We start from the raw sequence: 14,958 nt of genomic DNA, 5'->3' as shown, positions 1-14,958 counted from the left end.
GGACTATGCTGCTTCGTCACCCCGGCCCTGGGCCGGGGTCCACTGTGCCACAAGCGGAGGGGGGAGTTGTTGCACGGCGGATGCCGGGACAAGCCCGACATGACGAAGGGGGTAGATTGCGGGGCTCAACCGCACGTGCCGGCCGTTGGCGTATGCGGCAGCGCGCGGCCGGCGGCCGCGCCGGTGAGTTGGCCGTTGTCGACCGCGACCTTGCCGTTGACGACGACGGTCTTCACGCCGGTCGCGGGAAGCGTCGGCTGTTCGTAGGTCGCCTGCGCGGCATAGGTCTTGGGGTCGAACACCACGACATCGGCGAACGCGCCGGGCTTCAATTCGCCGCGTCCGGTCAGCCCGAACCATTTGGCGGTGACCGACGAACTGCGCTCGATGAACTCACGCAGGCTGATCACCTTATCGGCGACGACGTACTTCGCATATTTGCGGGCGAACGTGCCCCAGACGCGCGGATGGCCGCTCGACGCGTCGCTGTCGGTCATCACCCAGGGTTGTTTCATGAACGCGGCGATATCGGCCTCGCTCTGGTTGAACGAAACGACGCCGGCATCGTGCACGCGGATCGCCGCGATCGCCGCCGATATCGGGTCGGTCTTCATCGCTGCCGCGATCTCGTCGAGCCGCTTGCCGCGCCATTGCCCTTCGGTGATCAGCAGCGAATGCGGGCCGCCGCGCTTGCGCATGTTCTCGGCGATGCCCTCGCGCAGCTTCTGCGTGAGGCTGGGATCGTCGAACCGCTTGACCAGCGCCGCGGTGCCGCCGTCCTGCGCCCAGAGAGGGATCAGCGAGGCGACCAGGCTCGTGCCCGATGCGGACCAGGGATATTGGCTAGCGGTGATGTTGACCCCGGCGGCGCGCGCGGCGTCGATCTTGGCGATGATCGTGGGCGCCGTGCCCTGGACGTCGACGCCCAGCGCCTTGATGTGGCTGATATGGATCGGCATGCCGGTCGCCTTGCCAATGTCGATCGCTTCGTCGATCGCGGCGGCAAGGCCGACGGTGTAGCTCGATTCGTCGCGGATATGGCTGTCGTAATAGCCGCCGCGCTTGGCCGCTTCCTGCGACAGCGCGATCACTTCGTCGGTCTTGGAAAAGCTCTGCGGCGCATAGAACAGCCCGGTCGAAAAGCCGATCGCGCCTTCGCACATGCCCTTGGCGACCAGCGCCTTTTCCTTGTCGAGCTCGGCGGGAGTCGGCGCGCGGTTGGCGCCGCCGATGACCTGGTTGCGGATCGCGCCGAAGCCGACATAGGTCAGGAAATTGGGGCCGACCGGCTTGGTGCTCGGCGTCGCCAGCGTCGCCGCGACATTGGTGCTGCCGCCGCCGTCATTGCCGATGAACGCGGTGGTCACGCCTTGTAGCAGGAACGCCGGGACCAGTCGCGTCTTGGCATCGGCCGAGGCGAGCCAGGGGCCGGCATGAGTGTGCGGATCGATGAAGCCGGGGGCGACGATCATGCCGGTCGCATCGATCGTCCGTGCGGCGGCGATCTTCAGATTGGGCCCGACCGCGACGATCTTGTCGTCCTTGATCGCGACGTCGCCGGTGAACGGCGCGTCGTCACCGGTATAGACGGTGCCGCCGCGCAGGATCAGGTCGGCTTGCATGGCGGGGGAGGGAGCGGCGCCGATCGAACAACCGGCGAGCAAGGTGGCGGCGAGAGCGGTGCGCAATTTCATGGCCGCGATCCTTTCGGTCGCGGCGGGCGGCGTCAAGGATGGGCTAGCGACTCTTCAGTAGAGGTATAGCTCGAACGCATACCTTTGTCGGCCGGCACGTCGGTCGCGAAATAGGCGATGCCGGTACCGGCGGTTGGATCGATCCATAATCCGGACTTGAGGCCATAAGCGTCGCCGAGGTGGCCGAACCGGCGTTTGCCGTCGCCGAACAGATCGTCACGGCATCCCGCCTGCGGCGTCGCGATCACGAACATGCCCAGGCCATAGCTGCACACCCAGCCGTCGCCGATGTCGCCGTTCCTGCCGTCATAGGTCCAGGCCGGCGTCTCCATCAGCTTGACCGAGGCGGGGGAGAGCAAGCGCACGCCGTCGACCTTGCCGTTGCCGAGCAGCATCCGCCCGATCCGCTCGAGCCCGCGCGCGGAAATGTGCAGCCCCGATTGCGGCGCGAACATCGCGCCGTTGGCGCCGGCCTTCCAGCGCGACAGGTCGCAGCTGCCGTCGGTCGCCGGGGTGACCGGGCAGGCCGGGCGCTTGCCGTGATTGTCGTCGCGCGTCACCTGGCCGCCGCGAAACAGCACCACGCCGTGCGCGATCGTCGCGTCGTCGCACGTATCCCATTGATAACAGGCCTTTAGCCGGAGCGGCTTCAGCGCCAGCCGATCCATCAGCCGGTCGAATCGCTCGCCGGTCGCGCGCTCCATCACCGCGGCGACCACGGGGAAGTTGAAATTGGTGTAGCGGAAGAAGGTGCCTGGCGCGTGCTCGGCGTCCCAGGCCTTGGGATTGGCAAGCGTCGCGTGCATGTCGCCGTCGAGCGGCAGGACGTAGTCGATATTGTCGGTCAGGCCCGAGCGATGCGACAGCAACAGGCGCAGCGTGATCGGCGTGTCGGGAAAGGCCGGATTGCGAAAGCTGTAGCCAAGCCATCCGGACACGTCGCTGTCGAGGTCGAGCTTGCCCTGCTCGACCAGCCGCATCACCGCGACCGTCGTCACCAACTTGGAGATCGAGGCGATCCGCACCGGATCGTCGGGAGTCACGCCGCGATTGACCGCAGGATCGGCGAAGCCCTCGGCGCGCGCGGAGGTCTCCCCCTTGCGATCGAACGTGACGCGGACCGAAGCGACGGGCTGCGCGGCGCTCGCCGCGGCGAAGAGGAGGAAGGACAGCATGTCGCGAGGCTAGGGCCAGACCAGGCTGGCTGCAACGACCGCATTCGCGCGCGGCGGCGGACGGCAAACTCCGTTCGAGCGTGCAAGTTCCGACCTTGAGCTCAAGGATCACGTGTCTGTTGCGATGAGGCAACAGTCTGATTTTTTGTCGAATAATTCGCGGATCAACCGAAGCGCTCGAAGGTTACGCCTCCCGCCCGCTCATCATGCGATAAAGGAATTCTGTTATGCGTACCCTGCTTCTGACTGCCCTCGCCATCGGCGTCACGGCGATCGCCCCGCAAACCGCTTCTGCTCAGGATACTCCGGCCGCTCAAGATTCTTCGACGTCATTTCGTGGCATTCGGATCGAAGGCAATGTCGGCGGCGATCGGTTCCAGTCGCAAGGCGTTCACAACGACAAGTTCGGCTATGGCGCCACGATCGGCTTCGATGGCGTGATCGGCGGCAAGATCGTGGTCGGGCCGGAGGGCAGCTATTGGCGTGCCAACGACTGGACGGAAAATTGCACGCCGGCTGGTCCGGGGGGCGACGTCTGCCACAAATCTTTCGAGGAGTGGGGCGCCGCCGTGCGCGTCGGCTATCTCGTGACGCCGAACGTCCTGGTTTACGGCAAGGGTGGCTATGTGAACAACGAACAGCGCAAGCGGTTCGACGCGCCGGCCGGACAGACCGGTTATTACGACCACTTTCGCAGCGACGGATATCAGCTCGGCGGCGGCCTGGAATATACGTTGACCAGCGCCGACGCGAAGCTACCCGTCTATGTCGGCGCGCAATATGTCTACTCGCAATATAGCGACCACACGTCGCGTCAGCGGGTGATGGGAAGCATCGGCTTCCGCTTCAAATAAGCCCGCACGACTGAAATCGAGGCGAAAGGCGCCGTCGCGCACCTTTCGCCTCGATTCGTACTAGGCGCTATTTGCTCAATATGCCCGGCGAAGTCGGGATGCTGGTGCTGCCGCCGTCATCGAACGATCCCGCGCGGTAGAGCAAGGTAATCGACACACGGCGGTTGCGCGGGTCGGCGGGGTTGTTCTCGATCATCGGCTCGCGGTCGGCGACGCCCTCGATGCGGTAGAAGCGATCGTCGACCAGGCCGCCCGATGCCAGCCGGCGGCGTGTCGCTTCGGCGCGGCCGGTCGACAGCATCCAATTGTTCATCGCCAGCGGATTGCCATAAGCCAGATTGTCGGTGTGGCCGCGGATCATGATCGGGTTTTCCATCGCCTTTACCGACCCGGCGATCATTCCGATCAGGTCGCTCGCGGCCGGAACCAGCTGCGTCGTGCCGAGCGCGAACATCGAGTAATCGGCGTCGTCGACCAAGTCGATGCGCAGGCCGTCGCGGGTCTGGATGAATTTCACATGGCTCGCGAGCTTGGCGAAAGCAGGCGTCTTCATCGCCTGTTCGAGCTTGCGCTTCATCTCGTCGAAATTCTTCCGGTCCTCGACGGTCAGCCGCGCCTTGAGCGACCCCTTTTCGCCCGAACCGATATTGGAGCCGCCGGTCGCGCCGACGGGAATGGTCAGCGACTTGGTGCCGGTCTGCGAGGCTTTGTGCGGGTAATTGTCCTTGTCGGTGATCGACGATCCACCGAACATCCCGTTCGACCCCGCGCTATTCTCCTTCATATTGACCAGGGTCGGGGAGAAGTAGTCGGCGATCCCCTTGCGTTGCTTCTCGGTGGTCGCGCCGAGAATCCACAGCAACAGGAAGAACGCCATCATCGCGGTCACGAAGTCGGCATAAGCGACTTTCCACGCGCCGCCGTGATGCGCGCCATGGGCCTCGATATAGATCTTCTTGACGATGACCTTGGGCGGCTGGTTGCTGCCATGAGGAGCGCGGGCGGCGGCCATCAGTTGGCGTCCGCTTTCAAGGAAATATTGATTCGCGCGGAGGCGCGGAGGGCGCAGAGAGCGAATGCGTCGCCGCGCCAGCGGCCCTTAGCTCCGAGTGGTCTAGAACAGCTGCGCTGACGCGGGGGAGAACAGCTCTGCGTCCTCTGCGCCTCTGCGCGAACATCAAAAGCGAAAGCAGGAGCCCCCACGATCAGCGTCCACGCAGGCCATCGAAGACCTCGGCGAAGGCCGGCTGGTTGGAATGGGCGATGCCCGAGCGCGCGGCTTCGATCACCAGCGGCTGCGGGTGGCCGTGCAGCGAGGCGATGATGATCTGCTTGACGACGTGATAGATCGCGGCGTCGGCTTCGATGATCTGCTTGAGGCGCGTCGCGAGCGGGCCGACCATGCCATAAGCAAGCAACACGCCCAGGAAGGTGCCGACCAGCGCCGATCCGATCATCGCTCCCAGGATCGCCGGGGGCTTGTCGATCGAGCCCATCGTCTTCACGACGCCGAGCACCGCCGCGACGATGCCCAAAGCGGGCAGCGCGTCGGCCAGATTCTGCAGCGTCCCCTGCGGCCCCTCGACCTCGTGGTGGTGGGTCTTGATCGCGTTATCCATCACTTCCTCGACCGCGTGGACGTCGAGCGTGCCCGACGAGACGACGACGAGGCGCAGCGTGTCGGCGATCAGATTGACCAATGTGTGGTCGGCGAGCAGGCGAGGATATTCGGCGAAGATCGCCGAGGATTTGGGGTCCTCGACGTGCGGTTCGAGCGCGATCGGCCCGTCCATCCGCAGCATCTTCATCAGCTTCGAGACGAGGAAGATGACGTCGAGATAATCCTGTTTCTTGTATTTCGGCCCCTTCATCACTTTCATGATGCCGCCGCCAAGCGCTTTAAGCTCCTTGGGCGAATTGCCGATGATCAGCGCGCCGGCCCCGGCGCCGCCGATGATGAGCATTTCATGGGGAATGGCCTCGAGAATCGGTCCCAGCGCGCCGCCGGTGAAGACGAACCCGCCGAAGACCATCGCGAGAAGAACGACGAGGCCGATTGCCGGAAACATCTTAGTTCTAACTACCCCCTGCAATCACGGCCTAACCGGATAACGACCGGTTCGACCGATGGTTAACCGGCTTTTCGTAGCCAACCGGTTAAGGACGTTGCGGTTTGTCGATTCCGCACAGCTGGAACCGGGTGCGGCGCCACCCTCCGCAGCACCGTCGGAACGGCTGCGGAGGCTGGCGCCGCGAGACTTATTTCAGGAAGTCGAACAGGGACATGCTGGCGAGCTTGGTGAAGCTCGCCTGGGTCGCCTGCAGGACCGTCATGGTCTTTTGCAAATTGGTGATCGTCGCGGTGACGTCGGTATCCTCGAGCGCCGATCGGGCCGCTTCGCGATTGGTGGCGATATCCTTGAGTCGCGAGGTTTCCAGATCGACCCGTGCGGCGCGGGCACCGAGCCCGGCCTGGACGCTCGCTGCCTGGTCGTTGGCCGCCTGCAGCGCGTCGCCGGTCGCACCGGCGATAGTCGACAGGTTACCGGTGCCCCTGAGCGCGGTGGAAAGCGAGGAAATGGCCGAGAGGATGTTGCCGCCGCTCGAATCGACGAACACGCGCGCGGCCGAATCGCCGGGCTGGATCGCCTCGTTGGCGCCGACCGGGATCGATGTCGGGCCGGTGGCGGCGAAGCTGAACGTGCCATCGGCATTCTTGGTCACGGCATCGGCATCGCCATTGGCGAACACCGCGGCGCCGCGCGAATCCTTAACATTGGCATAGCCGGCCAGATTGGTGACGATCGCGTCGAGCTGATCGGCGATCGCCACGCGATCGCTTGGCGACAGCGTGCCGCTGTTCGCCTTGACCGCGAGCTCCTTGGCTTGCTGGAGCGCGTCGGTGATCGAGCTCAGCGTGCTGTCGGCCTGGCTCAAGGTCGTGCCGGCGAGCGTCAGATTGCCGCCATAAGCGGTGTCGTCGGCGCCATCGCGCGCCAGGCTCTGCAGCCGCCGCCAAGACACCGCGTCGTCGGACGGCGCGTTGATCCGCTTGGTCGTCGAAATCTGCGTCTGCAGCTTGTCGGCGGTCGCGGTCAGCGACTGCATGTTCTGCTGGTTGAACGCGTAGAATTGGCTGGTCGAGATCTGCATCGGGGTTACCTGATATCGAGGATCGTCTGCATCGTTTCACGCGCGACCTGGATGACACGGCTGGTCGCCGCATAGGCTTGCTGGAAGCGCATCAGATCGACCGCCTCGCTGTCGAGATTGACGCCCGAGGCGCTATCGCGCGCGGCGACCGCGTTGTTGTGGATCGTGTCCTGCGCCGCAGCCACCGCCTTGCGTTGCGACAGGGTCGCGGCATTGGCGGTCGTCATGTCGACGATGCGATTCTCGTAACCGGCGGACGTGCGCAGCGCCGCGAGCGCCGCGAGATTGGTATTGTCGCGGGTCCCGCCGCCGACCGCCGCCGCGGCGATGCCGCGCGGGTCGTCGAGGGTGACCGTCATGTCGGCAGTGCCACCGGTTCCGAGCGCGAACAGTGGCTGGCCGGGATTGCCGTCGAGGTCGCGCCCGCCGGCCTGGACCGTATTGACCCCAGTGGCAAAATCCTGGGCCACGGCCTGAAGCTGGCTCTTGGCGTCTACCACCCGCTGCATCGAATCGACCACGCCCGCTAGCGCGCCGCCGCTCGGGGCGAGACTCTGTTGCGCGGCGCCGTTGAGCACATTGAACGACACCGCGCCGGCCGAATTGGAGGCGTAGATGACCGTCGCGGCCTGCGCGCCGGAGACCAGAACGGGGCCGGCGCTGCCGCCGCCATGCACGGTGGCGCGGCCGATCGCATCGAAGTCGACCGAGATATCGGTCAGCGCGCTCATCTGTTCGAGCACCTGGTCGCGCTGGTCGAGCAACGCCGCGGCGCCGGCAGTGCCGGCGGCTGCGCGGCTGAGGCCGTCATTGATCCGGGCGAGCGTAGCAGTCGCGGAATTAAGCGATTCGACCGAGGAGCGCGCGGTGCCGTCGAGATCTTGGGCAACCTGATCGAGCGCCTTGCCGGTGCTCGAAAAGGCGCTGGCGACGCCGGACGCGGCTTCGAGCATCGAGGCGCGCGCGCCGAGCGATGTCGGATCCGCGGCGAGCGTGGTCGAGGCGGTGAAGAAGTCCGACAACCGGGTGCTCAGCTGATTGCCGTCGAGGCTCGATTCGATGCGATCGAGCCAGGTGACGCTGGTTTCGGTCCGCGCCAGGTCGGAACCCGCGGTGCGGACCTGGGCCGCAGCGTAGAAATCGCCGGCGCGGACGATCCCGGTGACCAGCGAGCCCATGCCATTGAGCGACGTGTTCTTGCCGACCGCGGCGACCTCGGAAGTCGAGGCGGTGCGGCGCGAATAACCGATCGTGCCCGCGTTGGAGATATTCTCCGACACGGTGTTGAGCGCGACCTGATAGGCCTTTAGCCCGCTCGCGCCGATCGACAGCATGTCGCTCATGACGTGGTTCCTGCGTCAGGCGTGGCCGGCGCGGGGGACGCGACCGATGTGGCTGAGGCGGCCGCTGCATCCTGCAGCGCCTTTTGCGACTTCGCGAGGAACTCGGTCATCGCCTTGCCGATGCCGATCGGCTGGTGCGCGGCCATGCTCTCCGCGACTTGCTTGTCCTGCATGTCGCGAAAGGTTTCCGAATTCTTGGAGTCAAACAATCCGTCGCCCAGATTGGCCTGGCGCATCGACTTCAGCATCATCCCGATGAACACCGATTCGAACTGCTGGCCCGCCTTTTTCAAATTGGCGCGAGACGTCAGCCGGCTGTTGTCGGTCGAGATGCCCGCCGTCGGCTGGGCCAAGGGCAGGGTTGGTGAAGGAATATCGGTCACAGGATGATCAGGTCCGCTTTGAGCGCACCAGCTTCCTTGAGCGCTTCGAGGATCGCGACGAGGTCCGACGGCGTGGCGCCGATCGCGTTCACCGCCTTGACGATATCGGCGAGCTTGGGACCCGGGTTCATCAGGAACATCGGGCGCTTCTCTTCCTCGACGTTGACGCCAGATTTTTGTTCGTTCGCGGTCGTGCCGTTGCTGAACGGGGCAGGTTGCACGACAGTCTGCTTCTCGTCGATGCGGACGGTCAGCTTGCCATGCGTGATCGCGGCGGCGCCGACGCGGACGGTCGAATTGATCACGACGGTGCCGGTGCGAGCATTGACGATCACGCGCGCGGGCGGGTCGGCCGAGGTGACGGTCAGGTTCTCGATCTCGCTCATCATCGTCGCGCGGACATCGGCACCGGCGGGCGCGTTGACCTTGATCGACACGCCATCGACCGCGTCGGCGACGCCGCCCCCGAACCGCGCATTGATCGCGGTGGCGACGTTCTGCGCGGTGGTGAAATCGGAGCGGGCGAGGTTGAAGACGAGCGTCGGCGCGGTTTCGAACCCGGTATCGACCGTGCGTTCGACCGTGGCGCCTTCGGGGATACGGCCGGTCGAGGGGACGTTGACGACGACCGACGATCCGTCCTTGCCCTCAATGCCCAGGCCGCCGACCGCGAGGTTGCCCTGCGCCATCGCGTAGATCTGGCCGTCGGCACCCATTAGCGGGGTCATGATCAAGGCGCCGCCGCGCAGCGACTTGGCCTTGCCCATCGATGCAACGGTGATGTCGATCCGCTGACCGGGCTTGGCGAAGGCTGGCAATTCGGCGGTGATCATCACCACCGCGGCGTTCTTGAGGCCGGGATTGACGCCGGCGGGCAGCTGCAGGCCGAAGCGCGAGGCGACCGCCTTCATCGACTGCATGGTATATTCGAGATTGTCGTCACCCGTGCCGGCCAGACCGACGACGATGCCGTAACCGGTCAGCTGGTTGCTGCGGATGCCCTGGAATCCGCCCAGGTCCTTGACGCGATCGGCCATGGCCGGGGTCGCGGCGAAACCGGTCATCAGGGCGAGGAAGACGAGCAGGGCACGCAGCATGGGACGATATCCAATCATTGTCGCCCGGCGGTCTGGCACGGAGATGGTTAAAGCTGTGCTAACCATCGCGAGCATCAAAACGGGCTGATCACCGAGAAGAAGCGGCCGAGCCAGCCCTGGCGGCCGGCGCGAGCGACGTCGCCCTTGCCGGTATAGGCGATGCGGGCATCGGCGACGCGGGTCGACAGCACACGATTATCGGCGCTGATATCGGCGAAGCGGACCAGCCCCTTGATCTGGACAAACTCATCGCCGCGGTTGAGCGTGACGCGCTTCTGCCCCTGCACCAGCATGGTGTTGTTGGGATAGACCGCGACGACCGTGACCGAAACTTCGCCCGACAGCGAATTCGACTGGTCGGCGGTGCCTTTGCCGTTGAAATTGCGCGCGCCGCTGACCGAGGCGTCGCTGGGCTTGAACAGCGATAGCGCACCGGTGCTCGGCGGAGTCAGGCTGAACCCGCCGCCCGAATCGAGTTTGGACGACGACGACTTCGACGCTTGGGTGTTCTCGACCAGGACGATCGTCAGCGGATCGCCGACTTTCCTCGCCACTGAGCCCTCATACAGCGCGGCATAGCCGTTCTGCGGCTGGAAGATCGATCCGTTGGCTGGCGCGGGTGGCGGCGCCGCCGGCGGGGCGGCGGAATAATCCTCGGCCGGCTTCTTCTTGCCGAGCAGGCGCGCCTCGGCCGGCGCGCCGGCCGACAAAGCGAGCCCGAGTGCGGCGGTGCCGAGGGCGATGGTGGTGACGATGCGCATCAGATGTTCTGATTGACGTATTTGAGCATGTCGTCGGTCGCCGAGATCATCTTGGAATTGACCTCATAGGCGCGCTGGCATTCGATCATGTCGACCAGTTCCTCGACGACGTTGACGTTCGACGCCTCGAGCATGCCCTGACGGACCATGCCGCGGCCGTCCTGGCCCGGTACGCCGAGATTGGCGGCGCCCGACGATGCGGTTTCGAGCATGTAATTGTCGCCCTTCGACTGCAGGCCGGCCGGATTGGGGAAATTCGCGACCTGAAGCTGGCCAAGCTGGGCCGGCTCGGTCTGGCCGGCGACCGTCGCCGAGACGGTGCCGTCGGTGCCGACGGTGATCTGGGTCGCACCCTCGGGCACGGTGATGCCGGGCATCACCTGATAGCCTTCGTTGGTGACCAACAGGCCTTCGGGCGAGCGTGAGAAATTGCCCGCGCGGGTATAGCCGAGCTGGCCGCCGGGCAGCTGCACCTGGAAATAGCCGTCGCCGTCGAGCGCCAGATCGAGCGCGTTGCCGGTCTGTTGCATCGTTCCCTGGGTTTCCATCCGCGACGTGCCCTGGATGCGCACGCCGGTGCCGAGGTTGAGCCCGGTGGCGTATTTGCTGTCGCTCGACGATTGCGCGCCGGCGGCGGTCACCGTCTGGTAGGACAAGGTCGCGAACGACGCGCGGTCCTTCTTGAACCCCGTCGTGTTGACGTTGGCCAGGTTGTTCGAGATCACCCGCATCCGCATGTCCTGGGCGTCCAGGCCGGTGCGGGCGATGTGCATCGCTGCGCTGCTCATCTCATTCTACTCCTTAGCTCGGCATCCGCATCACGGATGCGGCGCTTTCGTCCATGTCCTTGGCCGATTTCATCAAATTGGCCTGTACTTCGTAGCTGCGCTGGTTCTCGATCATGTCGACCAGCGACTGCGTCATGTTGACGTTCGATTGTTCGAGCGCGCCCGAGATGCACTTGGCATTCTCGTCGGTCGGCAGAATGCCGCCGCCTTGCACATGGATCAGATTGTCGAGACCCTTGACGGTCTGAGAGCCTTGCGCGCTGGCGAATTTGATGCGGTCGATGACCTGCGGGTTCTTGGCGTCGCCGCCGACCGGAATGATCGAGATTGTCCCGTCCTGCGCGATCGAGACCGATGTCGCGGGCGGCACGGTGATGGGGCCCCCCGACCCCATCACCGGGAAACCGTCGCCGGTTTCCAAAACGCCCGTCGCAGAGATGTTTAGATCGCCGCGACGCGTATAGCCCTCACTACCATCATTCGCCTGAACCGCCATCCACTGGTCGCCCGGAATGGCAACATCGAGACTGCGTCCGGTGGTGGTGACGGCGCCCGCGCTGCGGTCGAAATCGGTCACGTTCTCCGACGCCGGCTGGCGGCTGTCGAAGCCCGCTCCCTTGAGCAACAGGCTGTTGAAGTTGACCTTTTCGGCGCGGAAGCCGATCGTCGACGCGTTCGCCATATTGTTGGCGATCGCCGCCTGCGCCGCCATGTGGCTCTTCAGCCCCGACGCCGCGGTGTAGATCAGCTTATCCATGCTTTAGCTCCCGATACCTTTCGATCATCAGCTGCGGATGTTGAAGATCGTCTGGGAAATCTGGCTGGCGGTATCGAGCGCCTTGGCATTCGCCTGGAAATTGCGCTGCGCCGCGATCAGGCTGACCAGTTCCTCGGTGATGTCGACATTGGACCGCTCGATCGTCGACGACATCAAATTGCCGAAGCCGTCGCTGCCCGGCGAACCGACCACCGGCGCGCCCGACACGCCGGTCGCCGCCCAGGTGGAATCGCCCAGCTGACGCAGGCCCGCCGGATTGGTGAAGTTGGCCAGCACGACCTTGCCCAGCGACTTGACGTCGCCGTTCGAGAAGCTGGCCTTGACCGTCCCGTCGCCGTCGACCGTCACGCCTTGGAGCTGGCCGATCGCGGCACCGTCGGCGCTACGCGACGTGACGTTGAACGCCGTCGGCGTTTGTGCGCTCGCAGCGCCCAGGGTGAAGGCGATCGTCTGCGCGGCGGTGGCGCCCGTCGGGGTGACCGGATCGAACGTCGTCGCGCCGGTCGGCGCGGTCATCGCGCCGGTCGCATCGAACGACATGGTGATGTGGTCCGACCCGCCCGAGGTCAGTGCCTTGTCGCCGATGAAGCTATAGGCCGACCAGGTCGACGGCGTGCCAGTCGTCTCGCGCTTGAAATAGGTGGTCATGGTCTGCGGATTGCCCGACGAGTCATAGACCGTGGTCTGCGCCGACTGATTGTAGCTCGACGGATCGAAACGATCGAAGGTCGCGGTGGTCGGCACCGCGGCACTTGCCGGCATATTGACCGTCATGCCGACATTCTGGGTCGGGCTGGGCGTGCCACTGGTGGCCGGCAGCTGCAGGCTGATGGCCTGGTCGAGACCGCTCGCGACGACCGCGCCCGATCCATCGACCGGATAGACCTGGAGATAATCGCCCTGCGCGTCGGTGACATAATGGTCGGGATCGACCTTGAAGCCGCCGTTGCGGGTGTAATTAACGTTCGAGCCATTGAGTTGCGGCTTGATCGCGAAGAAGCCGTCACCCGAAATCGCGAGGTCGAGCGCCGAGGCCGACTGGATGAAATTGCCCTGGCTGAATTGCTGGACGTTGCCCTTCACCATCGTGCCGGCGCCGACCATCATTGTCGGCGACAGATTGACGCTCGAGGCGATGACGTCGGCGAATTCGGTGACGCTCTTCTTGAAGCCGTTGGTGTCGACGTTGGCGAGGTTGTGCGAGATCGTCGACATCTGGGTCTGGGCGGCGGTGAGGCCGGAAAGCGACGTATAGAAGGACATGGTTCAGGCTCCTTGGGAGATGGGTTGGATCAGCCGATCTGGCGAACGGCGGAGAGGTCGACGTTGCCGATCCCGGCGACGTTGAGGACAGGGCTGCCCGAGCTGGGCATCGAGACCGATGTGACCGGCGCCCAGACCAAAGTGTGGGTACCGACGGTGGCGCCATTGGCATTGGCGTTGCTGACGACCTTGAACGGACCCGCGCCGGCGTCGGCGCCGGCCTCGGTCTTGCCGTCCCAGTCGAAATTGACCGTGCCCTTGGTCTGCGCGCCGAGGTCGAGCGTCTTGAGCGTATTGCCGTTCTGGTCCTGGATCGTGACCTTGAGGTCGCTCGCCGCGCTATCGACATCGACTGCGCCGGCGATGCCGCCGGTGGTACGGCCGAACGCGGTATCGCCCTGGGTCAGCACGGTCTTGCCGACATAGGCAAGCGCGTCGTTGGCCGAAGTGCCGGTCAGTTTGTCGGCGATCGATTTCAGCGTCGAGTTCATCTCGGAAATGCCCGAGAGCGACGAGAATTGCGCCATCTGGGCGACCATCTGGGTATTGTCGACCGGGTTGAACGGGTCCTGGTTCTGCATCTGCGCGGTCATCAGCTTCAGGAAATCGGCCTGGCCGAGCGTCTGCCCGGATCCGGCCGGCGCCACCGCCGGCGTCGAGGCGCCGGTGCGCCCGATGCCGATATTGGCGAGCGTGGTATCGAAGGTCGAGGTCATCTCTTATTTCCCGAGCTTGAGGGTATCGAGGATCAGCGACTTGGCGGTCTGCATGACTTCGACATTGTTCTGGTAGCTGCGGCTGGTCTCCATCATGTCGACCAGCTCGCGGGTCTCATCGACCGCCGATTCCCAGACATTGCCGTCCTTGTCGGCCATCGGGTTGGCGGGGTCGTAGCGTTTCGTCGGGGTCTCGCCGGCGGTGACGACGCTTTCGACGTCGACCGTAGACATGCCCGATGCCTTGTCGAAGCTGGTGCGGAACACCGGCTTGATCGTGCGATAGGCGGTATCGGCCGAGCTCGCGACCGACCCGGCATTGGCCAGGTTGGAGGCTGTCGTATTCAGGCGCACCAACTGCGCGCTCATCGCGCGGCCGGAGACCTGGAAGATCGTGAGCGGTCCGTTGCTCATGATTATTCGCCCCTCAGCGCGCGGGTGATCTGGCCGATCCGCCCGTTCAGGAAGGACAAGGTCGTCTGATACTGGACGGCATTCTCGGCGAAGGCGGTCTGCTCGGTCGACAGGTCGACGGTATTGCCATCGAGGCTGGGCTGCAGCGGCACGCGATATTTCGTCGCGCCCGCGAGGCCGGTGTCGGTCAGCCCGCCCGAGCCGGTCGCCGAGGACAGCGCCTGCTGAAAGTCGATATCGCGCGCCTTGAACCCGGGGGTCGAGGCGTTCGCGATGTTGGAGGCAAGCACGCCCATGCGCTGACCGCGCACTTCGAGCGCCGCCCCATGTATCCCGAACAGAGTGTTGTCGGCCATTGCCGTCACCTCGCGTGAAATCCTGCGCGATAGGTCAGCAAGGGGCGTGCCAATTGCCGTCCCGAAGGCGATTGGGTGGGTTTTGCCGGGGGAAGGAGGCGAAGGCGGCAAAGGCTTGCCGGTTGCGGCAATGGCTTTTGCCGGTTTGCCGGCGAGAACAGACCCTCACCCTTCCGGCGCTTT

16 protein-coding genes are annotated in these 14,958 nt (G+C 64.8%); 1 reads left to right on the top strand and 15 read right to left on the bottom strand.

All coding sequences use genetic code 11. The features are described 5' to 3' along the window. Positions 1 to 125: 125 nt before the first annotated feature. Positions 126 to 1,694 carry an N-acyl-D-amino-acid deacylase family protein gene (locus SAS01S_RS11215; RefSeq protein WP_066807961.1) on the bottom strand — a complete coding sequence of 523 codons (1,569 nt, stop codon included), beginning with the start codon at positions 1,692 to 1,694 and terminating at the stop codon, positions 126 to 128. Between the two features lie 32 nt (positions 1,695 to 1,726). Then, positions 1,727 to 2,869, bottom strand: a complete 1,143-nt coding sequence (locus tag SAS01S_RS11210; RefSeq protein WP_066807919.1) for a serine hydrolase domain-containing protein — start codon at positions 2,867 to 2,869, stop codon at positions 1,727 to 1,729. 227 nt (positions 2,870 to 3,096) lie between these two features. Between SAS01S_RS11210 and SAS01S_RS11205 the strand changes: the two genes are divergently transcribed. Further along, positions 3,097 to 3,723 (top strand): outer membrane protein, encoded by a 627-nt coding sequence (locus SAS01S_RS11205; RefSeq protein ID WP_066807917.1) that lies wholly within the window; start codon positions 3,097 to 3,099, stop codon positions 3,721 to 3,723. Between the two features lie 67 nt (positions 3,724 to 3,790). Here SAS01S_RS11205 and SAS01S_RS11200 read toward each other — a convergent pair whose 3' ends face one another. The 13 genes from SAS01S_RS11200 to flgB form a co-directional block, all read right to left on the bottom strand. Next, the gene (locus tag SAS01S_RS11200) at positions 3,791 to 4,735 is read right to left on the bottom strand and encodes a flagellar motor protein MotB (protein ID WP_066807915.1); all 945 of its coding nucleotides are present in this window, start codon (positions 4,733 to 4,735) and stop codon (positions 3,791 to 3,793) included. 193 nt (positions 4,736 to 4,928) lie between these two features. Next, a complete protein-coding gene (motA, locus tag SAS01S_RS11195) occupies positions 4,929 to 5,792 on the bottom strand; it encodes a flagellar motor stator protein MotA (protein ID WP_066807913.1) in 864 nt (287 codons plus the stop codon). 190 nt (positions 5,793 to 5,982) lie between these two features. After that, positions 5,983 to 6,876, bottom strand: coding sequence for a flagellin N-terminal helical domain-containing protein (locus SAS01S_RS11190; protein WP_066807911.1), 894 nt, complete (start codon positions 6,874 to 6,876; stop codon positions 5,983 to 5,985). Between the two features lie 5 nt (positions 6,877 to 6,881). Next, on the bottom strand, positions 6,882 to 8,219 hold the full coding sequence (gene flgK / locus SAS01S_RS11185) for a flagellar hook-associated protein FlgK (protein WP_066807909.1): 1,338 nt from the start codon (positions 8,217 to 8,219) through the stop codon (positions 6,882 to 6,884). Beyond that, entirely contained in the window at positions 8,216 to 8,602 is a 387-nt protein-coding gene (locus tag SAS01S_RS11180; protein WP_066807907.1) for a rod-binding protein, read from the bottom strand. The genes flgK and SAS01S_RS11180 overlap by 4 nt, the downstream gene beginning before the upstream one ends. Then, the gene (locus SAS01S_RS11175) at positions 8,599 to 9,699 is read right to left on the bottom strand and encodes a flagellar basal body P-ring protein FlgI (protein WP_066807905.1); all 1,101 of its coding nucleotides are present in this window, start codon (positions 9,697 to 9,699) and stop codon (positions 8,599 to 8,601) included. Before SAS01S_RS11175 ends, SAS01S_RS11180 begins: the two co-directional genes overlap by 4 nt. Before the next feature lie 74 nt (positions 9,700 to 9,773). Continuing rightward, on the bottom strand, positions 9,774 to 10,460 hold the full coding sequence (locus SAS01S_RS11170; protein ID WP_066807903.1) for a flagellar basal body L-ring protein FlgH: 687 nt from the start codon (positions 10,458 to 10,460) through the stop codon (positions 9,774 to 9,776). After that, a complete protein-coding gene (gene flgG, locus SAS01S_RS11165) occupies positions 10,460 to 11,248 on the bottom strand; it encodes a flagellar basal-body rod protein FlgG (RefSeq protein ID WP_066807901.1) in 789 nt (262 codons plus the stop codon). The genes SAS01S_RS11170 and flgG overlap by 1 nt, the downstream gene beginning before the upstream one ends. Before the next feature lie 13 nt (positions 11,249 to 11,261). Next, positions 11,262 to 12,005 carry a flagellar basal-body rod protein FlgF gene (flgF, locus tag SAS01S_RS11160; protein WP_066807899.1) on the bottom strand — a complete coding sequence of 248 codons (744 nt, stop codon included), beginning with the start codon at positions 12,003 to 12,005 and terminating at the stop codon, positions 11,262 to 11,264. 27 nt (positions 12,006 to 12,032) lie between these two features. Then, positions 12,033 to 13,289: a flagellar hook protein FlgE gene (locus tag SAS01S_RS11155; RefSeq protein ID WP_066807897.1), complete on the bottom strand. Its 1,257-nt coding sequence runs from the start codon at positions 13,287 to 13,289 to the stop codon at positions 12,033 to 12,035. Between the two features lie 29 nt (positions 13,290 to 13,318). Further along, positions 13,319 to 14,005 (bottom strand): flagellar hook assembly protein FlgD, encoded by a 687-nt coding sequence (locus SAS01S_RS11150; RefSeq protein WP_066807895.1) that lies wholly within the window; start codon positions 14,003 to 14,005, stop codon positions 13,319 to 13,321. A 3-nt stretch (positions 14,006 to 14,008) separates the two neighbouring features. Continuing rightward, entirely contained in the window at positions 14,009 to 14,419 is a 411-nt protein-coding gene (gene flgC / locus SAS01S_RS11145) for a flagellar basal body rod protein FlgC (RefSeq protein WP_066807893.1), read from the bottom strand. A 2-nt stretch (positions 14,420 to 14,421) separates the two neighbouring features. Further along, entirely contained in the window at positions 14,422 to 14,775 is a 354-nt protein-coding gene (gene flgB / locus SAS01S_RS11140) for a flagellar basal body rod protein FlgB (protein WP_066807891.1), read from the bottom strand. Between the last annotated feature and the right edge of the window lie 183 nt (positions 14,776 to 14,958).

The organism is Sphingomonas asaccharolytica NBRC 15499, from assembly GCF_001598355.1.
Lineage (GTDB): Bacteria > Pseudomonadota > Alphaproteobacteria > Sphingomonadales > Sphingomonadaceae > Sphingomonas > Sphingomonas asaccharolytica.
Note: the sequence above shows the minus strand (reverse complement) of the source record. Positions and strands in the feature narration are given on the sequence as shown.